Consider the following 20,982-nt stretch of genomic DNA (forward strand, 5'->3'; position numbering starts at 1 on the left):
TCGCCGATCGGCCTGGAGAGGTTCGGCGATGGATCGAGCACGTCCTGGACTTCACCGGAGACGCAGGAAATGCCGCTGACCGGAGAACTGGCACGGATCGACGACGAACTCCGCCGCGCCTATGACGGCGAGTGCTGGCACGGGCCGCCCCTTCGGGCCGCGCTCGAGGGCGTGACGGCTCCGGTCGCCGCCACCCGGCACCCGCCCCTGGTCCACTCCGTCTGGGCGATGGTGAACCACCTCGCCGCGTGGGTCGAAGTCGTCGCCATCCGGATCACCGAGCGCAGGGCGGCCATCGAGCCCGAAGCCGGTGACTTTCCGCCCGCGACCGACACGTCCGAGGCGGCATGGGCGGCGGCACTCGACAACCTCGACCGGCAGCACCGGAAGTTGCTCGACGTGGTCGCGGGCCTGGATGCGGCCCGGCTGGACGAGATCGTGCCGGAGAAGCCCTACCCGGTCGCGGTCATGCTCCATGGGACGGCCCAGCACTACGCCTATCACGCCGGGCAGATCGCCCTTCACAAGAAGTTGGTGGGGTGAGCCGAGCGAGTCGAACCCCGTTGGGATGTAGCGTATTGCCCCAAGCCCCGGTTTCAGCCGGGGTCTTCCATTGGGTCATCCTTTCGGGCTGTCTGGGGCTCAGCCATGCCGATTCTTTCGCTTATCCTGACCGATGCAGGCCCGTCCCAAATCCGGGATCGCTCGCGTCCCAGGGGGACCGCATCAGCCCCGGCGATCGCAAATCGCCAGGATGCCCCTCCATTCGGATCGCGGTCGGCCCGGCTGGGATTCCCCGCGGTCCCGCTGCCTTCGAGGCGTTTTGCCCGCCGACGTGGGGCCCGAAGCTCCATGATGGGCAGGGGTGAAGAATGGGTCGGCTCGCCTCGGAAATCCGCCCTCATGATCGCTTCGCCCCAGCGTCGGGCCTGGTCTTTCGCCTTGAAAGGCAGCCCGGTGGCCTCCTCGGAAGAAGATCCGGATCCGGCCGAAACGTCGAAGTCTCGCAGGCAGCAGGCCGAACGGGATGAGGCCGATCGTCCTTGAGGGCAGACCACCGGTGTGGAAGCTAGGCAGATTCACGAAGGACTCCCGGCGCAACTTGCGACGTGGCCGGCCATGGTGGCAGTCTCGGTGACCACCCGCTACGCTTGGGACTCATGGCGGGCCGATCGGGATGACAGGGGCCCGGATCAGCGATCACCGCCCACTTCGAGCGAGCATCGACCTCGGCTCTTCACAGGAATCGTCCCATGAGCCTCCAGCGAGATGCGTCCGATCCTCACGGCGGCACGATCCGGGCCTCGGGCCGCACCGAGACGTCCGCCTTGATCCTGCTCCATGGGCGGGGGGCGTCCGCCGAGGACATCCCGGGACCTGGGCATGAGCGACGCATCGACGGGCTTGGACTGCTCGCGCCGCAGGCGGCCGGGGGCACGTGGTACCCTTCCTCGTTCCTCGCGCCGTTCGCGGACAACCAGCCCCATCTCGATTCCGCCCTGGCAGGGATCAAAACGATCGTCGCTTCCCTGATCGCCTGCGGCCTCGGCGCCGGGGTCGTCCACCACGTCGCCTCCCGCACGCCCGACGCCCAGCAGAAAGCATGGCGGAGCCAGATCGCGGGACGCGGCCTCGATGTCTCGCCGGTGATGGATCGGAACGACTTCCACTCGATCTACTTCCGCGAGCCGGGGGGCGTCCTGTTCGAGGTCGCCACCGCCCCCCCGGGATTTTCCTCCGACGAGTCGCCGGGGCAGATGGGGGCCCGGCTCATGCTCCCGGCCGAACTCGAAGCGAGGCGGTCGGAGCTGGAACAAGTCCCGCCCCGTCTTCGACTCCCGACCTGAATCGAAGGCCTCGCGGCCACGCTCACGCGACGCAACGAACCCGAGGTATGCCGGGCCTCCCGAGGGCCGCGCCGATCCCTCGGCCGAGGCAAGATTGCAGGAATCGTCGACTCCAGGGGCAACCGCGATGGATATCAAGAAGGCTCTCTCCTCGACGATCGGGACCAACTCCATCGAATCGCCGTTCGATGGCCATCTCCTCCTGGAACGCCCCCTGTTGAACAAGGGGACGGCCTTCACCCAGGAGGAACGGCGAGACTTCAAGCTGCTGGGCCTCCTCCCTCCCCATGTGGAGACGCTGGAGGAGCAGGTCGGGCGCGCCTACGAGGCCTACGGCGATAAGGCCACCGACCTGGAACGGCACATCTACCTGCGTGCGTTGCAGGACACCAACGAGACCCTCTTCTACAGGCTCGTCCTCGACCACCTGCCCGAGATGATGCCGATCATCTACACGCCGACGGTCGGCCTGGCCTGCGAACGGTTCAGCCACATCCTGAGGCGTCCCCGCGGCCTGTTCATCTCGTACCCCGAGCGCGATCGGATCGATACCATCCTGGAGAACGCCGCGTCGCCCCGGGTCGAGGTCATCGTCGTCACCGACGGCGAGCGCATCCTGGGCCTCGGCGATCAGGGGGCGGGGGGCATGGGGATCCCCATCGGCAAGCTTTCGCTCTACATCGCCTGCGGGGGCATCCACCCGGCCACGACCCTCCCCATCACCCTCGACGTCGGCACCAACAACCAGGAACGGCTCGACGACCCGATGTACCTCGGGTGGCGCAACCCCCGCATCGACGGGCCCGAGTACGACGCGTTCCTCGAGCGCTTCGTCCAGGCGGTCAAGCGGAGATTCCCGAACGTGCTGCTCCAGTGGGAGGATTTCGCGCAGTCGCACGCCGGCCCCTTGCTCGAACGCTACCGCGACCAACTCTGCACGTTCAACGACGACATCCAGGGGACGGCGGCCGTCACCACGGGGGCGTTGCTCGCCGGCATCCGGGGGAGCGGCGGGTCGTTGCAGGACCAGAGGGTGGCCATCTTCGGCGCCGGGTCGGCCGGTTGCGGAATCGCCGAGCAACTCGTCGCCGCGATGAAGGCGGAGGGGATGTCGGACCGCGACGCACGGGACCGCTTCTTCCTGATCGACCGCGCCGGCCTGCTCCACGACGGGATGTCCGGGCTCCGGGACTTCCAGCGGAACCTCGTGCAGCCCCGCGACCGCGTCGCGGCCTGGGGCACGGGGCAGGGGGGGGCGATCGGCCTGCTCAACGTCGTGAAGAACGCCCGGCCGACGATCCTCCTCGGCGTCTCGGGGCAGCCGGGGACCTTCACCGAGGAGATCATCCGGACGATGGCCGCCGCCTGCCCGAGGCCGATCATCTTCCCCCTCTCGAACCCGACCTCGCGCGTCGAGGCCACCCCGGCCGACCTGATCGCCTGGACCGAAGGCCGGGCCCTGATCGCCACCGGCAGCCCGTTCGCGGATGTCGAGCACGGCGGGGGGCGATTCCCGATCGCCCAGTGCAATAATTCCTACATCTTCCCGGGCATGGGGCTGGGCATCCTGGCCTCCGGTGCGAGGCGCGTGAGCGATGGGATGTTCATGGCGGCGGCGAAGGCCCTGGCGGAGTGCTCCCCGGCCTCGCGCGACCCGCACGGGGCCATCCTGCCCACGCTCGCGGATTCGCGCAGGGTTTCTCGATCCATCGCCCGCGCGGTCGCCCTCGCGGCTCGCGACGAGGGGCTCGCACCCGGCTTCCACCCCGAAGATCTTGAGCAGAGGCTCGACGCCAAGACCTGGGAACCCCGCTACTTGCCGATGACCCGTCGTTCCGACTGACGCACGAGCCACGCGACCCCCGACGAGGAACCCCCGCGATGACCCGACCCGCCCCTTCCGGCCAGGACGCACCATCCACGGTCGGACGCTACCTGGCGTCCCGGTTCGAGCAGCTCGGCCTGAGGCACTACTTCGCGGTGCCCGGGGACTTCAACCTGATCCTGCTCGACGAACTGCTCACGAATCCTCGCGTGGCGATGATCGGATGCTGCAACGAGCTGAATGCCGGCTACGCGGCCGACGGATATGCGCGGGCCAACGGGCTCGCCGCCGTCGTCCTGACCTTCGGCGTGGGCGGGCTGAGCGCGCTCAACGCCGTGGCCTGCGCCTACGCCGAGGACCTGCCGATCCTGGTGGTGGTCGGGGGCATCAACAGCGGCTCGGCGGCTCAAGGCCATCTGATCCACCACACCCTGGGGGAGATCCGCTACGACTACCACAGGAAGATCTTCGCGGAGGTGACGGCCGGGGTCTTCCCCGTCGATCGGCCCGAGGACGCCCCCGCGCAGATCGATCGCGCGATCGAGACCGCCCTCCGGCGTCGCAAGCCCGTCCTGCTGGAGATCGCCTGCAACGTGGCCGGCCTCCCCGTCCCCGCGCCGCAGGCAAGGTCGTTCGAATCGGCGGGCTCCGGCGATCCTTCGGCGCTGGCCGATGCGGTCGCGCACGTCGCCGCGATCCTCGACGGGGCCGACCGCCCCGTCCTGGTCGGGGGCTCGAAGCTGCGGCTGCCGGGCGTCTCCGGGGCATTCCGGGCCCTTGCCGATGCCTCCGGCTACGGCGTGTCGGTCATGCCGGGCGGCAAGGGGATGTTCCCGGAGGATCATCCGGGCTTCCTCGGCCTCTACTGGGGTTCGGTGGGTTGGCCGGGGGTGGCCGAGGCCGTCGAATCGAGCGGCGCGGCGCTGCTCGTCGGGACCCTGCTGTCCGACTATGCCACGGTCGGCTTCACGGCCGACCTCGATCCCGGCCGGACCATCCTCGCGATGCCCGACGAGATCCGGACGCGAGACGCCGTCTTCACCGGGGTCAACCTCGCCGACTTCCTCGCCGCCCTGGGCACGAAGGTCCGGCGAAACGAGGCCTCACGCCGACGATCCGGGGAGCTTGGGTTCGTTTCGCCTTCCCCGGAGCCCGCCCCAACGAATGAACAACTGAGCATATCCGATGTGGCTCGGCAGGTCAAGTCGGCCCTCGACGCAAACTCCGCGCTCCTGGTGGAGACCGGGGATTCCTGGTTCCACGGGCTGGAGACCCGGCTGCCCGCCGGGTGTCGGTTCGAGATCCAGTTCCAGGCCGGGTCGATCGGCTGGTCCGTCCCGGCGGCCCTGGGCTACGAACTGGGCTCGTCCGGCTCGCGCCGCGTCATCACGATGGTCGGCGACGGCTCGTTCCAGCTCACCGCGCAGGAAGTCTCGACGATGATCCGGTACGGGATGAGGCCGATCCTGATCCTGGTCAACAATCACGGCTACATCATCGAAGATGCCATCCACAAGGGACCATACAACAAGATCAAGAACTGGGATTACGCCGGGTTGATGGCCATCTTCACGAACGGCGAAGGTGCGGGCCTGGGACTGCGTGCGAAAACCCCCGGCGAGCTTTCCTCGGCGCTGGGAAGGGCGAGAGATCACGCGGGCCCTTGCCTGATCGAGGTCGAGATCGCCCCGGACGATTGCAGCCCGACGATGAAGGAATGGGGGGTGCGGGTCGCCGCCGCCAACCGCCGGCCGGCCCCGGCATGATCGGCCGCCCCCGCATCGCCGATCCCTTTCGGGTCGAGATCACCGGGCGGGACGGCGACGGTCCCGCCCGGTGGCGAACATCCCGCGATTCAAGGACGATCGCCTGCGTCGGTCACTTGCCGGACGATCGTGCGAGGTCGAAACGATCCAGGTTCATCACCTTGGTCCAGGCGGCGACGAAATCCTGGACGAACTTCTTCTCCCCGTCCGCACTCCCATAGACTTCCGCCAGGGCGCGGAGCACGGCGTTGGAGCCGAAGACGAGGTCGGCCCGGGTGGCGGTCCACTTCGGTTCGCCGGTCTTGCGGTCCGAGCCCGCGAACGCGTTGCCGCAGGGTGAAACCTGCTTCCAGGCGATGCCCATGTCGAGCAGGTTCACGAAGAAGTCGTTGGTCAACGTCTCGGGCCGGGCGGTGAAGACCCCGTGCTCGGTCGATCCGGCGTTGGTCTTCAGCACCCGCATCCCGCCGATCAGGGCGGTCATCTCGGGCGCCGTCAGGGTGAGCAGCTGGGCCTTGTCGACCAGCAGGGCCTCGGCCGGGATGGAGTACTTCCCCTTGAGATAGTTGCGGAAGCCGTCCGCGATCGGTTCGAGCACCGCGATGGAGACTTCGTCGGTCTGCTCCGCGGAAGCATCGGTGCGGCCCGGCGTGAAGGGGACCGTCACCTCGTGCCCGGCCTTCTTCGCCGCCTCCTCGACGCCCGCCGATCCCGCCAGCACGATCAGGTCGGCCAGCGAGACCTTCTTGCCGCCGGACGCGGAGGCGTTGAAGTCGGCCTGGATGGCTTCCAGGGCCTTCAACACCTTCGCGAGCTGGGCGGGCTGATTGACCTCCCAATCCTTCTGCGGGGCCAGGCGGATCCTCGCCCCATTCGCGCCGCCTCGCTTGTCCGAGCCGCGGAAGGTGGACGCCGACGCCCAGGCGGTCGAGACCATCTCCGAGACGGAGAGGCCGGAGGCCAGGATCTTGCCCTTCAGCGTGGCGACGTCGGCCTCATCGATCAGGGGGTGGTCCACCGCCGGGATGGGATCTTGCCAGATCAGGTCCTCGGCCGGCACCTCGGGGCCGAGATAGCGGGACTTCGGGCCCATGTCGCGGTGGGTCAGCTTGAACCACGCGCGGGCGAAGGCATCCGCCAGCTGGTCGGGGTTCTCCAGGAACCGCCGCGAGATCTTCTCGTAGGCGGGGTCGACCCGCAGGGCGATGTCGGAGGTCAGCATGGACGGCGCGATGCGCTTCGACGGGTCGAAGGCGTGGGGGACGGTGCCCGCCCCGGCCCCATCCTTGGGCTTCCACTGGTGGGCGCCGGCCGGGCTCCGGGTCAGCTCCCACTCGTATCCGAACAGGTTCTGGAAGTAGCCGTTGCCCCACTTCGTGGGCGTGCTCGTCCAGGTCACTTCCAGGCCGCTGGTGATCGTGTCGGGGCCGGCGCCGGTGCCGTAGTCGTTGTGCCATCCCAGGCCCTGGGCCTCCAAACCGCAGGCTTCCGGCTCCGGCCCGACGTGGGAGGCCGGCGCGGCCCCGTGGGTCTTGCCGAACGTGTGGCCGCCGGCGATCAGGGCGACGGTCTCCTCGTCATCCATCGCCATCCGCCCGAAGGTGTCGCGGATGTCGCGGGCCGAGAGCAACGGGTCGGGATTGCCGTCCGGGCCCTCGGGGTTGACGTAGATCAGCCCCATCTGCACGGCGGCGAGGGGGTTCTCCAGGTCCCGGGTGTGGATGTCCCCGTCGGCATCGTCGTCGCTCGAGACCACCCCGCCGGGCTTTTCGACCCCGTCCGATCCGTGCGAATAGCGGACGTCTCCGCCGAGCCAGGTCTTCTCGGCACCCCAGTAGACGTCCTGGTCCGGCTCCCAGACGTCCTCGCGTCCGCCGGCGAAGCCGAACGTCTTGAGCCCCATCGTTTCCAGGGCGACGTTCCCCGTGAGGACCAGCAGGTCGGCCCAGGAGATCTTCCGGCCGTACTTCTGCTTGATGGGCCAGAGCAGCCGGCGGGCCTTGTCGAGGCTCACGTTGTCCGGCCAGCTATTGAGCGGCGCGAATCGCTGCTGCCCCCGCCCGGCGCCCCCCCGGCCGTCGCCGGTCCGGTAGGTGCCGGCGCTGTGCCAGGCCATGCGGACGAACAACGGCCCGTAGTGGCCGAAATCCGCCGGCCACCAGTCCTGCGAGTCGGTCATCAGGGCGGCGAGGTCGCGCTTCACCGCGGCCAGGTCGAGGCTCTTGAACTCCTCGGCATAGTCGAAGTCTCCGCCCATCGGGTCGGATTTCTCGGAATGCTGGCTCAGGAGGTCGAGCCTCAACTGGTTCGGCCACCAGTCGCGATTGGTCGTGCCGCCGCCGGCGGTATGCCTGGGGGCGGAGCCGGCGACCGGACACTTCGTGACGCTATCCTCGGACATCAGATCTCTCCGGTATGTGGTTCGACTCGTCGTCGGGTGGGAGCCGTGGGCGGCCAGCGTTCAGGGCCCTGATGGCGTTCGCGGCGCCGCGAGACACTCGGGACACTTGCCCCAGAAGACGACCTCGGCCTCGTCGATCTGGAAGCCCGCGCCATCGGACGCGGCAAGGCATGGGGCCTCCCCGACCACGCAATCGACGTCCACCGTCTTCCCGCAGGTGCGGCAGATCAGATGATGGTGGTTGTCGCCGACGCGGCACTCGTAGCGTGCCGGGGACCCCGGGGGTTCGATCCGGCGGAGGACGCCATGTTCCGCCAGGATCCCGAGGGCGTCATAGACCGCCTGGCGCGAGATCGCCCCGATCTCAGAACGGGCATGATCCGCCACCGCGTCCGCGGTGCAGTGAGGGTGGCTCGACACGGCGCGGAGGACCGCCAACCGCTGGGCCGTGACGTTCAGACCGTACTGGCGGAGCAGAGCGGGAAAGTCTGTCAGCATGGACTGATTCTAATCGGAATCCGGACAAAGTCCAGACTTTGAATCGTTCCAGGATCGCTTTCCCGACTCAGTTCTCCGCTTGGCCGTCGTCCGTTCGCGCACGGCCGCCCTTGCTCCCGGCAGGTCGAGCCGGGCGCGGCCGTCCCGGACGAGCCGGGTGTCTTCAGGCCAGGATGCCCCGGACGACCTCGCCGTGGACGTCGGTCAGGCGGAAGTCCCGGCCGCTGTAGCGATAGGTCAGGCGCTCGTGGTCGATCCCCATCAGGTGCAGGATGGTGGCGTGGAGGTCGTGGACGTGGACGCGATCCTCGACGGCGTTCCAGCCGAACTCGTCGGTGCTGCCGTGGACGTGGCCGCCCTTCACGCCGCCCCCCGCCAGCCACATCGTGAACCCGGTATTGTGGTGGTCGCGTCCCTTGGACCCCTGCGAGGTCGGGGTCCGGCCGAACTCGCCGCCCCAGACCACCAGGGTCTCGTCGAGCAGGCCCCGGGCCTTGAGGTCGGCCAGCAGCGCCGCGATGGGGGCATCGCTCTTCTGGGCGTGGTCGCGGTGGTTGGCCATGTCGGCATGGTCGTCCCACGGCTGGCCGTCGCCGTAGTAGACCTGCGTAATCCGGACGCCCCGCTCGGCGAGGCGGCGGGCGATCAGGCAGGCATCGGCGAACTTCCCCTCGCCGTACAGGGCTCGGGTGGCGGGGGATTCCTTGCCGAGATCGAAGGCGTCCTGCGCCTCGAACTGCATCCGGAAGGCCATCTCCAGCGACTGGATCCGGCCTTCGAGTTGCGCGTCGGCCCCGCGTGACTCAAGATGCTGCGCGTTCAGGGATTGGAGCAGGTCGAGCTGGTCGCGCTGGGCCTCGCGTCCCAGGCTCTTGTTGGCGACGTGGGCGATGATCGACCGGGGGTCGACCGCCTTGTTGTTGATGTGCGTCCCCTGGAAGATCCCCGGCAGGAACGAGTTGCTCCAGAGTTGCGGGCCGACCACCGGCTTCCCGGGGCAGAGGACCACGAAGCCGGGCAGGTCCTGGTTGTCCGACCCCAGCCCGTAGGTCAGCCAAGAGCCCAGGCTGGGCCGGGTGGGCTGGATCACGCCCGAGTTCATCATCAGGAGCGCGGGCTCGTGGTTCGGGACGTCGGTGTACATCGAGCGGATGACGCACAGGTCGTCGGCCCGCTCGGCGAGCTTCGGGTAGAGTTCGCTGATGTCGATCCCGGCGGAGCCGTGCCTGGCGAACCCGAAGTTCGACGGCATCAGTTTGCCGCCCGTCTTCCGGCCCTTCAGGACCGAGTCGGGCGGGGCCTCCCCGGCGCGGGCGGCGAGCATCGGCTTGGGGTCGAAGGTGTCGACGTGCGACGGCCCGCCGTTCATGAACAGGAAGATCACCCGCTTTGCCCTCGGGGCGAAGTGCGGCGCCTTCGGGGATAGCGGGCTCTCCCCCTTCGCCTCCGAGGCCAGCACGCCCGCCAGGCCGAGGGCCCCGAATCCGCCCCCCATGCGCCGGAGCCAGTCGCGTCGATTCGTCCCCGGGGCCCGTCTCGCGTCGGTCATGCTCGATCCTTTCCGGACGGTCGATCAATCGACGAAGAGGAACTCGTTGGCCGCCAGCAACGCCTGGGCATACCGCTCCCAGCGGCCCAGGGACGCGCCGGGCTCGTCGGGCCGGGACAGGAAGGCGACCCCGAGGGCAACCTCGCGGTCGGTGGCCGGCCGGGCGTAGAGGAGCGGGTAGGCGTGGCGGACCTTGTCCGCGGCGTCGCCGGGGCCTGCGTTCAGGCGGGTGGCCAGGGCTTCGGCCTGGCGCTCCATGAACCCGCTGTTGAGGGCGAACAGCTGCTGGAGCGGGACGGCGGTCACGGCCCTTTTGTCGGCGGTGATGTTCGGGTCGGGGAAGTCGAACAGGCGGAGCAGGCCGTCGAGGTCGTGGCGGCTCACCTTGCCGTAGAACGTCCGCCGCCGGTTGTCGGGGGCCTTGAGGTCCGACGAGGGGCCGCCGACGGTCGCGTCGAGCTGGCCCGCGACGGCGAGCATCGCGTCGCGCCAGGGCTCGACCTCCAGCCTCCGGCGGTTGGCCCGCCAGAGGTAGACGTTGGCCGGGTCGACCTGCGCGTTGCTCGGGTCCTCGACCGCCGCGAGTTGATAGGTCGCGGAGAGCAGGATCTCGCGATGCAGCGCCTTGAGCGACCAGCCCGAGGCGACGAACCGGCGGGCCAGGTGGTCGAGCAACGCCGGATGGCTGGGGCGTTCCCCCATCCGGCCGAAGTTGCTCGGCGTGGCGACCAGGCCCCGGCCAAAGTGGTGCTCCCAGACCCGGTTGACCATCACGCGGGCCGTCAGGGGATTCTCCGGGCTGGCGATCGCGCGGGCCAGTTCCAGGCGTCCGCTGCCCCTGGGCAGGTCCCAGCCGGGCCCTTCGGGGGAGAGGACCGACAGGAAGCGCCGTGGGGCCTCGGGGCCGGGCGTGGCCGGGTTGCCCCGGAGCAAGACCTTCATGTTCCCCGGCGACGGCCCGTCGGACAGAGCGTGGATGACCGGATACTTGGCCGGGGCATCGGCCTTCAGCTTCGCCAGTTCCGCCTTCTTCGCCTTGAGAGCGGCCTTCGCCCCGGCCGGGAGGGACTTCTCGGCCTGATCCTTGGGCAGGGCGAACAGGCCGTCGGGGCCGAGGATCGCGCGGAGGGACTCGGTTTCGGCCCGAGGCAGGCCGAACGCCTCGCCCACGATCCGGCTGGCCCGGACGCGATCCCCGAAGGCCGCGGCGACCCGGCCGGCCTCGGCCTTCGCGGCAGGGTCGCCCGAAAGGTCAACCTGGGGATCCTGCCCCGCCACGAAGGCCCGCCAACCGGCCAGGCCGGGGCGGCGGTCGTCGGGCCTGGGTTCGAGGTACTTGGCCCAGCGGTCCAGGAGGGACGCTTCGAGCCCTTGCTCCCCGGCGACCGCCGCGGCGGCCAGGCCGGGGTTCGTCTTGCGGCGGTTGGCCAGGGTCCAGGCCCCGACCATGTATCGGGGGATCTCCGGGGTCGCATTCGCCGCCCATCGGGCCGACTCGGCCTTCACGAAGGCGGCGATCTCGGCCGTCTTCGCCTTGATCGCGGACTGGGCCGAGGCATAGGCGGCGACCACCTCGGTCGGGGCCTCCGGGATCTCCTTGTAGGCGGTGCTCTGGAAGATCCCGGCGAGGGCGTAGTAATCCGACGTGGGGATCGGGTCGAACTTGTGGTCGTGGCACCGGGCGCAGGCCACGGTCAGGCCCAGGAAGCCCCGGGTCAGGGTATCGACCCGGTCGTCGAGTTCGTCGTAGACCGCCCCCCCGTAATAGACCGGGCCGAGGGCGAAGAAGCCCAGGGCGGCGTGGCGTCCTTCTCTCCCCGGCCCTTCGATCAGGTCGCCGGCGACCTGTTCCACGACGAAGCGGTCGTAGGGCATGTCGTCGTTGAGGGCCTTGGCCACCCAGTCGCGATACTTGTAGCCCTGCGGGTAGAGGCGGGCCTCGAAGGTGTGGGCCTGGTCCTCGCCGTATCGGGCCACGTCCAGCCAGTGGCGTCCCCATCGCTCCCCGTAGTGGGGGCTGGCGAGCAGGCGATCGACGACCTTCGCGAACGCCTCGGGCGCGTCGTCGGCGACGAACGCCTCGACCTCCTCGGGGGCCGGCGGCAGGCCGATCAGGTCGAACGAGACGCGGCGGATCAGGGCCCGGCGGTCGGCCGGGGGGACGGGCCGGAGGCCCCGGGCCTCCATCTCGGCGAGGACGAAGCGGTCGAGGGGCGAAGTCGGCCAGGAGGCGTCGGCGACCTTCGGCACCGGCGGGTCCTCGACCGGCCGGAACGACCAGAAGGCGCGATCCTCGGCCGTGATGCCGACGGCGGCGGCCGGGCGGGCCGCGACGTTCGGCTCGGGCCAGGCGGCGCCGTCCCGGACCCACCGGGTCAGGTCGGCGACCTCGCCGTCCTTGAGCTTCCCTTTGGGCGGCATCTGGAGGTCGGCCGAATGGTTGACCGCCTCGATCAGCCGGCTCCCCTCCGGGCGGCCCGGCTCGACGGCCGCCCCGGTGTCGCCGCCCCGCATCAGCGCATCGCGCGAGTCGAGCCGGAGCCCCGCCTTCTGCTTGGTCGCCCCGTGGCAGTTGATGCAGTGCACCTCCAGGACCGGGCGAACCTTCGCCTCGAAGAATTCGAGCTTCGCCGCGTCGAACGCCGGGGCCATCGGCTCGTCCGCCCTCGCGAGGGAAGCGGCCATCAGTGTCGCCAGGGCGAGGCGGGACATCGATCGAAGCATGAAGCGAAATCCTCGCGCGAGTCGTGGGACGATCGGGAGGTCGGCGGCGGAGGAGAGCGGGATCGCCTGATCCTAAGCGGTCGGCGGGCCGCCGGGCAATCGAAATTCAGCCGATGTTTAACCGGCATGCTCGTCGAGGGTCGACTGGGGAAGGATGAGGTTCCTTCCGTGTCGGGATTCCCAACTCCCCGACCCGATCGATGACGCCCGGGAGCACTCAGGGCCGCCCATCGGCGGCGGCGGCGGGTCGCAATCGGATCGTGCGCAGGTCGAACAACGCGGTGCGGATGGGTCCGGCCGGCCGGACCTCCAGCCGGTGGGTACCGGAGGCGAGGTCCAGCCCCCCGACCTTCTGCCATCGATAGGCATCCCACGAGCCCGTGCCCGCGACCTTGCCGGCGATGCGCGAGGCCCCGAAATCCAGGAGATAGGCATTGTTCGCCGACGAGTCGTCGCAGGCCCATTCGAGTTCGACCTCGTAGCGGCCCGGCCGCTCGACCTGGAACTCCCAGGCGGCCCGATCCTCCGCGGAGGTCCAGTAGCCGAGGTTGTGGTAGGTCGGCTCCAGGGTCAGGTTCGGCCCGCGGATCTCGGCGGCTTGCGCCTTCAGGAGGATCGCACCATCGGGTCCGGGGCCGACCCGCTCGGGCCGATTCCCGGGGATCGTCCTGGGGGGTGGCCCGGCGGCCCGGAGGGCGGCGAAGAGGTCGGCGAGGTCGCGCGGCGGGATCGTTTCTTCCAGCCCTTCGGGCATGAGGGACTTGCCCGAGCTGGTCATCTCGGCGATCTCGGAGCGCGGCACGATGTCCCCCTGGCCGTCCTGCCGGAGCAGCGTGATGCTGGCGGCCGTCTCGGACGCCACGATGCCGGAGAGGGTCCGGCCGTCGGCGGTCGCGATCAGGAAGGTCGTGAATCGGGCCTCGAAGGCCCGGTTGGGATCGAGGACCGCCGTCAGCAGGACCTCGTCCGATCGGTCCGTGATGGTGGACAGGTCCGGCCCGACCTCGGCCCCCTCGCCGCCGAGCCTGTGGCACGCGGCACAGTTCTTCCGGAAGACGGCCATCCCCGCCTTCGGATCGCCCTCCCTCGGCATCGCGTCGCGATACCTCGCGATGACATCGGCCCGGGGCCCCCTGGCCCCGACGAACAGCGCCGCCGCCCGATCCCGCGACGGGGCCGACCGCGCCCGGAGCAACCGTTCCCGGTCTCCGGGGCCGATGTCGCCCGGCGCGATGGCGCCGGCCTCCGCCGCGGCGAGCAGGGCCTCGCCCCAGGCCTCCCGGCTCAGGAGCGTGTCGAGGATCGCGGCCCGGAGCGAGGGCGAATGCCCCGCCCAACCGGCGAGCAGGAGGCGCGGGACGTCCGCCCCCCCGGCGTGCGCGAGCGCCCGGACGCCCTCCGCCTGGAGGCTCGGCGGGGCCTGCGGGCGGAGCAGCGAGGCGAGGGCGTCGCGGTCTTCGGGCCCGATCGGCCCGCGTCGCCCCAGGAAGCGGGCGGCGGAGTGCCGCAACTCGGCATCGGCCCGATCGTCGGCCAGCGAGCGCCTCGCGGCCGCGGGCAGGGCCTCGATCCGCTGCGCATCCGGCCCGGCGACGTCCGCCCAGGACTTTCCCGCCCGCGCGGCCGCGTCGAGCAGGCCGCCGACGGCCGCGAATTGCCACGCGGAGAACCGGCCGCCGACCGGCTCGGTCGCCGACCGGATCAGGGGTGCGAGCCCTCCCGGGCCGTCGGCCAAAGCCTGGGCGAAGAGGGGCTCGACGACCGACGCGGCGGGGCGGCCGGCGGGTTCGGAGAACAGGCTCGCGAGGATCGTCGCGGCGTGCCCCTTCGCGGAGATGAGCGCGGCCGGGCGCACCCACGGGTCGCCCGCGTCGCGGAGGAGGATGCGGGCCAGGGCCTTCCCCGCCTCGGGGTCCGGCCACCGGCCGAGGCTCAACGCCGCCTGCATCCTCACCCGGATCTCCGCATCGTCGGTCAGGCGGGCGATCGCCGCCCCGATCCCGGGCGACCCCGCCATCATCTCCTCGCCCGCCCGCGCGGCCGCCCGGCGTACCTCCGGATGGGCGTGGGCCAGGCAGGCCTCGACCACGCCGGCATCAACGCCCCCGAGCGCCTGCAATGTCCCCAGGGCCTGGACCCGCGTCTGGGGGCGGTCGCTCGTGGTGGCGAGGGTGCGCAGGGGCCCGATCGCCGACGCGTCGGCCGAATGGAGCAGCAGCCGCTGGGCCGTGTCGCGGCGCCAGCCGTTCGGGCTGTCGAGGGCCGCGACCAGCCCCGCGACATCGAGGCGGTCCAGGCGGTCGATCGGGCGGGGTGGCTGGTGGACGGGCACCACGCGGTAGATCCGCCCGAGGTCATGGCCGGCGCGGAGGTCAATCCGGGCCTCCCAATCATCGGGGATCCACTCGGGATGCTCGATCACGGCGCGGTACATGTCCGCGATCCAGAGCGCCCCGTCGGGCCCGGTCTTCAGCATCGCGGGGCGGAACCAGTTGTCGGTGGAGGCCAGGAACTCGCGGCCGGCCTCGTCGTCCGCCAGGCGGCCCCGGAAGGCCACCCCGTCGGGCTCCAGGCGGATCCGCCGGACGAGGTTGTGGACCGGCTCGCTCACGAACAGGGCGTCCGCGAACGCGGGGCCGAACAGGGAGTCCCGATACGGCGTCGGGCTGTTCGCCGAGGTCACCTGGCCTTCGGTGCCCGGGAAGTTGAACCGGGGGAGCGTCCGACTGATCGGGTAGAGCCGGCCGTCGACGCCGAGCGGGGCCTTCGCCTGGCCGATGGCGACGGCCGGGTTGCGGGCGAGGTCGCGGTCGGACAGGGCGTAGTACCAGCCCCAGACGCTGTTGTTGTTGCCGAACCAGTGGCCCCAGTCGTCGCGATGCCGGCCGAACTGCGTCTGCCCGCTCTCGGCCTCGAACCGGCCGTCGTCGGGCCGGAACCGGAAGTCGCGGCCGGAGATGTTCACCGTCTTTCCGGTCCGGGTCGAGCGGATCCGGCCGCCGCTATCCCCATTGGCCCCGTAGACCCAGCCGTCGAGCCCCAGCTCGAAGCCGTTCATCCGGTGCTGGGGGTTGCCCGGCACGAAGCCGGTGAACAGGACCTCGCGCACGTCGGCCCTCCCGTCGCCGTCGCGGTCCTCGGCGTAGAGGATGTCCGGCGCGCAGGCGATGAGGACCCCCTTGCTCCAGGGCATGACGCCGGTCGGGAACGAGAGCCCGTCGAGGAAGACCGTCGCCCGGTCGTACGACCCGTCGCCGTCGGCATCCTCCAGCCGCTTCACGACCCCGACCGGCTTCCCCTTGCCGTCCCCGCCGAGCGGGTAGTCCCCCATCTCGACGACCCAGAGGCGGCCGTCGGCCCCCCAGTCGAAGGCGACCGGGTCGCGGACCAGGGGCTCGCTCGCGACCAGCTCCACGCGGAAGCCGGGATGGACCCGGATCGAGGCCCGCGACGCCTCGGGCGTGCGGGCCCGGGGCTCCACCTCCTTGAGCAGCTCGTTGATCGAGCGGCGATCGACGAACTCGGGCAAGCCGGCCGTCTCCTCGTTCTGCCACCACAGGTGCCGCGAATGGGCCCAGAATCCGTTGTCCTCGCCGCCACGCACGATCTTCGGCAACGGGTCGGCCGGGACGCGACGCGACCAGCCCTTCTCGGGGGAGTCGAACAGGTGGATGCTCGATCCCTCGTCGTTCGAGGAGACCACGTCGAGCCGCCCGTCCTCGTCGAGGTCGAGGAACCGGAGGCCCGCGTCACGCCCTTCCCGGACGAGGCTCGTCCCGCCCGGCAACCCGAAGGGCCGCCTCGACCACGCCCCCCGATCGTCCGACCAGGAGAACACCGCCCCCTTCCCATCGGCGCCCACGATGAGTTCGCACCGGCCGTCGCCGTCGATGTCGCGCAGCCGCACGCCTCCGTCGCGACCTTCGATCGCCGTGCGGACCACCCCGCCGTCGATGTCGAGCCCACGCAGCAGGGAGGGGTCGCTCGCCCATCGCCGGCCGTCGAACGTCCAGGCCCCCTCCTCCCCGTCCCTGACGATGACGGACGGCCGCCCGCCGCCCCGGACCACGCCGAACCGGACGCCGGGGCGGGTCGACGGGGCTCGATCTTGCTGGACGAGCGCGAGGGGGAAATCCGCGGTCTCCCAGCGCCCGTCCTTCGGGAGCCAGACGCGGGTCTCGCGCCGGACCGCGTTGCCGACGGTCACATCCATGAAGCCGTCGCCATCGACGTCGAGCAAACGGACCCCGTTATCCCCCCCGTCCTCGGCCCGGAGCGGCTGGCCGTCGAGGAGGTTCCGGTCGATCCGCTCCTGGGCCTCGCGGAAGTTCAGGAACTTGACCTTCCTGCCATGCGTCTTCGCGGCGTGGTCGATCAGTTCGACCACCTGCTCGCTCTTGATCCAGCCGTGGGGGTGGAAGACCAGGTTGAACACGCCCTTCTTCAGCACGGTGGCATCGATGGCCGTCTTCATGTCCTCGACCGAGAGCGGATGGTTCGGCTTGCGGAGGTTCTGGGCCTCCCAGTCGCTCGGCACGGCGCAGGGGAACTCCCAGCAGGCCCCGCCGATCACGTAGGGATAGGGATAGTCCTCGATCGTGTTGACGAACGACGGGAAGGGGAGATAGGCCCGGAATCGCTCCCCGCCCTTGGCATCGAGGACCAGGCTGCGGGGCAGGTCGGGGTCGTTGGCGGTGGTGATGTTGAAGACGGACGAGTCGATCGAGAGGAAGTGCCCCCCGGGGCTCCTCCGATTGAAGATCTCGGCGAAGAATCGCGGGCTGACGGTGTTCTGCGAGTCGCAGCAGGGCATCCGGAAGGCGACGGGCCGGTTCCCGGGGATCTCGTGGAGCCGATCGACGCAGCCGTGATAATCACGCCGGGGGACTTCCGGGTCGGCTCCCCGGAGCAGGGGGCAGGGATGGGACAGCGTGTGGACGTCGAGGTTGACGCCCTCGGCCAGCCAGCGCCGAAGCTCGGGGGCCCGGGGATCCGCCCGGCAGGTCATGATGCTCACCGGGGCCCGGCCGTCGATCGCCTTGAGGCGATCCAGGATCGGGCGGAGGAAGGCTTCGTACCTGGCGGCATTCTCGCCCATGTCGTCCACGGCCAGGACGACCACCGCCTCGACGCCCTCCTCGCCGACCCACTGCGGCGTGACAAGCTTCGGGAACCCCCGGCCGACGTGATACGGGCTGCCCTCCTCCAGATAGGCCAGGCGATTGCCGACATCGGCGGCGTCCGCGTTCGCCATGGGGAGAGCGAGGGCAAGGAGCAGGCAGGCGGCACGCATCTGGAAGTCCTCGGTGTGAATCGTCCGGGCATCCTCCGGTCGTCTTCATTCGCCCTGGCTCGCGACGGGATACCCTCGCCTCATCCTCGACCAGCCCCGCACCCGGCGGCGAACCCGCTCGCGGATTCTACTCGCCGCGGCCCACCAAATCATCCGTTCGAGCGGATCGAATCCGCCCGCCCGGAAGGCAATCAGATTCATAAAATGTTAGCACATCGATATCATTTCACCGGACTTGCAAACTCGCCCGAAGTCATTTCGGCACAGCGGGAGGCATCCGCTCGATCCACTCGGTCAGGAGCCGGACCGCCGCTTCATCGACGACCGAGGAGGCCAGGGGGGGCATCTGGCCCGGGGCTCGACGCCGGACCCGTTCCAGGAGGGTCGAGCGTCCGGGATGCCCCGGGGCGATGATCCTGGGGTCGGGGATCCCGAATGACTCCTGCATCGGGGCGACGTCGATGACGCGCATCCCCTCCGACGAGGCGCCGAGGGTCAGGTCGACGGCCGCGTTGCCGCCGCCCGCCTCGACGTGGCAGTTCGCGCAATTGGCATGGAGGTAGGACCGGGCCCGCCGGGTGAGGTCGGCCTGGCGGTCGTGGGGATCGACCAGGCGATCGATTTCCTCCGGACGCTTCGGGAGTCGTTCGGCGAACAGGCCGATGTGCTCCAGGGTCCGGAGCTGGTTGGCGACGACCCCGCCGTAGTCGTGGTCCCGGTTCATCTGGAGATCCGACAGACCCAGGACGAAGTTGGCGGCCCGGGAGTGGCAGACCATGCACTCGGCCCGGCTCGGGTAGCGGTAGGACTGGGTCCGCCGGCCCCCCGGCGCGGCCGGGTCGCGGACGATCAGGGTGCGGTCCAGCCCTCCCTTGCCGACGAGCTTCGCGTCCTCGCCGGCGTCGTCCCAGAGGTAGGAATAGCCGACCCATTCCCCCTGCTGGCGGGTCATGAGGCGGGTCTCGATCGGCCGCGCGGGGGCAGGATCCCCGCCGGCGAGGTCCGCGAGGAAGGTCTTGACCAGGACGGTCCCCTCGGGGAAGTCCCAGCCCTTGCCGCCCCCCTGGAAGCCGACCTTGCCTTCCCCCGGCACGGCGATGAACCGCTCCTTCCCGGTCCCGTCCGACCAGAGCGGGGCGATCACCGAGTAGGGGATCAGCCCGGGCGCAGGGGATCGGTCGCGGGTCGAGGCGAACAGGCCGGTCTGGCTGAGGCGGTCGGGGAAGGGGGGGCGGTCGGCGGTCGAGGCCTCGGGGACGAGGCGGTAGAAGCCGGAGCCGTGGTCGATCACCACCAGCTCGCCGTCGTGGCCGAGGCCGAACCCGGTGATCTGGAACGGGGTGTCGGCGATCTCGCGATGCCAGGCCACCTTCGACCCGTCGTGGCGGACCGCCCAGACCTTGCCGGTGGACCAGTCGCCGTAGACGTAGGCCCCCTTGAGTTCGGGCAGGCGATCGCCGTGGTACACGACCCCGCCCGAGAGGGACCGGGCCTCGGAGTGGTGATGCTCCACGGTGGGCGGGACCGGCGGGGTCGGGCCGGCGGCGCGGCCGGGTTGGAACGGGTGGCTGCCTTCGAACAGGCTCCAGCCGTAGTTCTTCCCCTTTTCGATCAGGATGGCGAACTCCCACAGGTCCTGGCCGTTGACCCCGGCCCAGAGCTGCCCGGTCCTGCGGTCGTAGGACAGCCGCCACGGGTTGCGCAGGCCGTAGGCCCAGGTCTCGGGCGCGACGCCCTCCCGGCCGACGAACGGGTTGTCCCGGGGGACCGAGTAGCCCCGCCCCGCGTCGGGGCGGTCCACGTCGATCCGGAGGATCTTGGCGGTCAGGTGGGACAGATCCTGGCCGCGGAGGTCGCGGTCGGAGTCGGACGAGCCGTCGCCCGACGAGACGTAGAGCATGCCGTCGTTGCCGAACGCGACGTCGCCGCCGTTGTGCCCGTTGGAGTTCCACTCGATCACGACGAACTCGCTGGCCGGGTCGATCGTCCCGGTTTCCCGGTCCACGGTGAACCGAGAGACCCGCGTCCTGGCCTCCTTGCCGACGTTGCGATTCTGGCCGACGAACAGGTGGCCGTTGCGGGCGTAGTCGGGGTGGAAGTCGAGCCCGTAGGCGATCCCTTCCAGTTCCAGGATCACCTCGGCGTCTTCGGCCTCGGGATCGTCGCGGAGCCGGAGGATGCGGCCGGGCGGGGCCCAGCCACCGAGGTGCTGGATGATCAGATGATCGCGCGTGCCGGGCTCGGCCTCGAAGGCGAGCGGCTGGACGACCCTGAGCCTGGGGTAGATCCGCTCGCCCCGATAGGGCGGGGGCGGCTCGGGCGACCCGACCACCCGCGAGGTCGTCCAGGGGACGCGATGGTCGAGCCCGGGGCGGGACGAATCCGCGGGCTCCGCGGCCCGGGGCGGCCGGGGCTGCAGGATTCCGAACGCGAGGACCGAGGCGACGACGAGAAACGCCGGCGTTGATGCGATGCGCAACGGGTGACCTCCCAATCCGGGGGCAGCCAGGCCGGGGGCGGTACGGCCAGGCCCCGGCCCAGCGATCGATGATACCGCAGGTCAGTCCTTCGGCTCGACATCGATTGCCTGGGGCTGTGCCTTCCCTCCCTTCTCGAAGTCGGGAATCGGCGCCATCCGGCGCTTCCCGGGCAGGTTCCCCCCAGCGTGCTTCATGGCCCTGGCCTGGCCGGTGCTCGCCCGGCAATGCCTGGACCGCCGGCTGACCAGCAAGGAAGCGGGGGCGGCGGAGGTCGCCCCGCGGGAGGCGGGACACGACCGCCCGGGCGTCCAGCTGGTTGGGAGCATCCGGGTGGCCGATGCCCATCGAAAGATCGCGGACCCTGCCGGCTGAACAAAAAGCATCGAACCTGTTCGCGCGACTTTGCAGCCCATTGCGCCGTGTTCTATTAGTTGATTAATCGAGTTATGAACCTGTCACCGGGGCCATCACCGCCCGGGCGGACCTGGCATGCGCATACGTGGCTGGATGTCACGGCAGGCGCGATGCCGACGAGCCCGGGCATGGTCATCCGTTCTGGTGTCGAGGGATTCCGCCCTCCTCCGACATCGGGCCAACAC

Annotated in this window: 11 protein-coding genes; 5 read left to right on the forward strand and 6 right to left on the reverse strand. The window is 70.3% G+C overall.

The window, feature by feature from the left end; all coding sequences use genetic code 11:
- Window positions 1-69 precede the first annotated feature (69 nt).
- The 4 genes from TA3x_RS08020 (at window position 70) to TA3x_RS08035 (ending at window position 5,438) form a co-directional block, all read left to right on the forward strand.
- Window positions 70-543 (forward strand): DinB family protein, encoded by a 474-nt coding sequence (locus TA3x_RS08020; RefSeq protein WP_435020023.1) that lies wholly within the window; start codon window positions 70-72, stop codon window positions 541-543.
- A gap of 710 nt (window positions 544-1,253) precedes the next feature.
- Window positions 1,254-1,847, forward strand: coding sequence for a hypothetical protein (locus TA3x_RS08025; RefSeq protein WP_435020025.1), 594 nt, complete (start codon window positions 1,254-1,256; stop codon window positions 1,845-1,847).
- Between the two features lie 127 nt (window positions 1,848-1,974).
- On the forward strand, window positions 1,975-3,690 hold the full coding sequence (locus TA3x_RS08030; RefSeq protein ID WP_435020027.1) for an NAD-dependent malic enzyme: 1,716 nt from the start codon (window positions 1,975-1,977) through the stop codon (window positions 3,688-3,690).
- 38 nt (window positions 3,691-3,728) lie between these two features.
- A complete protein-coding gene (locus tag TA3x_RS08035) occupies window positions 3,729-5,438 on the forward strand; it encodes an alpha-keto acid decarboxylase family protein (protein WP_435020029.1) in 1,710 nt (569 codons plus the stop codon).
- Window positions 5,439-5,550: 112 nt separating this feature from the next.
- Here the strand turns inward: TA3x_RS08035 and katG are convergent, their stop codons facing one another.
- From katG to TA3x_RS08065, 6 genes are all read right to left on the reverse strand, one after another.
- Window positions 5,551-7,839, reverse strand: coding sequence for a catalase/peroxidase HPI (gene katG, locus TA3x_RS08040; RefSeq protein ID WP_435020031.1), 2,289 nt, complete (start codon window positions 7,837-7,839; stop codon window positions 5,551-5,553).
- Window positions 7,840-7,899: 60 nt separating this feature from the next.
- Entirely contained in the window at window positions 7,900-8,337 is a 438-nt protein-coding gene (locus tag TA3x_RS08045; protein WP_435020033.1) for a Fur family transcriptional regulator, read from the reverse strand.
- Between the two features lie 163 nt (window positions 8,338-8,500).
- The gene (locus TA3x_RS08050; RefSeq protein ID WP_435020035.1) at window positions 8,501-9,886 is read right to left on the reverse strand and encodes a DUF1501 domain-containing protein; all 1,386 of its coding nucleotides are present in this window, start codon (window positions 9,884-9,886) and stop codon (window positions 8,501-8,503) included.
- 24 nt (window positions 9,887-9,910) lie between these two features.
- Window positions 9,911-12,610: a PSD1 and planctomycete cytochrome C domain-containing protein gene (locus tag TA3x_RS08055; protein WP_435020037.1), complete on the reverse strand. Its 2,700-nt coding sequence runs from the start codon at window positions 12,608-12,610 to the stop codon at window positions 9,911-9,913.
- 217 nt (window positions 12,611-12,827) lie between these two features.
- Entirely contained in the window at window positions 12,828-17,903 is a 5,076-nt protein-coding gene (locus TA3x_RS08060; RefSeq protein WP_435020039.1) for a PVC-type heme-binding CxxCH protein, read from the reverse strand.
- A 253-nt stretch (window positions 17,904-18,156) separates the two neighbouring features.
- Window positions 18,157-20,382 carry a PQQ-dependent sugar dehydrogenase gene (locus TA3x_RS08065; RefSeq protein ID WP_435020041.1) on the reverse strand — a complete coding sequence of 742 codons (2,226 nt, stop codon included), beginning with the start codon at window positions 20,380-20,382 and terminating at the stop codon, window positions 18,157-18,159.
- Window positions 20,383-20,575: 193 nt separating this feature from the next.
- On the opposite strand from TA3x_RS08065, the gene TA3x_RS08070 reads away from it, so the two are divergent.
- Window positions 20,576-20,755: a hypothetical protein gene (locus TA3x_RS08070; protein WP_435020043.1), complete on the forward strand. Its 180-nt coding sequence runs from the start codon at window positions 20,576-20,578 to the stop codon at window positions 20,753-20,755.
- Window positions 20,756-20,982: the final 227 nt, after the last annotated feature.

The organism is Tundrisphaera macrotermitis, assembly GCF_051175315.1.
Taxonomy (GTDB): domain Bacteria; phylum Planctomycetota; class Planctomycetia; order Isosphaerales; family Isosphaeraceae; genus Tundrisphaera.

Coding starts and splice junctions, on each gene's coding strand:
- TA3x_RS08020 (WP_435020023.1), top strand. CDS start 70: ATGCCGCTGACCGGAGAACTGGCACGGATCGACGACGAACTCCGCCGC.
- TA3x_RS08025 (WP_435020025.1), top strand. CDS start 1,254: ATGAGCCTCCAGCGAGATGCGTCCGATCCTCACGGCGGCACGATCCGG.
- TA3x_RS08030 (WP_435020027.1), top strand. CDS start 1,975: ATGGATATCAAGAAGGCTCTCTCCTCGACGATCGGGACCAACTCCATC.
- TA3x_RS08035 (WP_435020029.1), top strand. CDS start 3,729: ATGACCCGACCCGCCCCTTCCGGCCAGGACGCACCATCCACGGTCGGA.
- katG (WP_435020031.1), bottom strand. CDS start 7,839: ATGTCCGAGGATAGCGTCACGAAGTGTCCGGTCGCCGGCTCCGCCCCC.
- TA3x_RS08045 (WP_435020033.1), bottom strand. CDS start 8,337: ATGCTGACAGACTTTCCCGCTCTGCTCCGCCAGTACGGTCTGAACGTC.
- TA3x_RS08050 (WP_435020035.1), bottom strand. CDS start 9,886: ATGACCGACGCGAGACGGGCCCCGGGGACGAATCGACGCGACTGGCTC.
- TA3x_RS08055 (WP_435020037.1), bottom strand. CDS start 12,610: ATGCTTCGATCGATGTCCCGCCTCGCCCTGGCGACACTGATGGCCGCT.
- TA3x_RS08060 (WP_435020039.1), bottom strand. CDS start 17,903: ATGCGTGCCGCCTGCCTGCTCCTTGCCCTCGCTCTCCCCATGGCGAAC.
- TA3x_RS08070 (WP_435020043.1), top strand. CDS start 20,576: ATGGCCCTGGCCTGGCCGGTGCTCGCCCGGCAATGCCTGGACCGCCGG.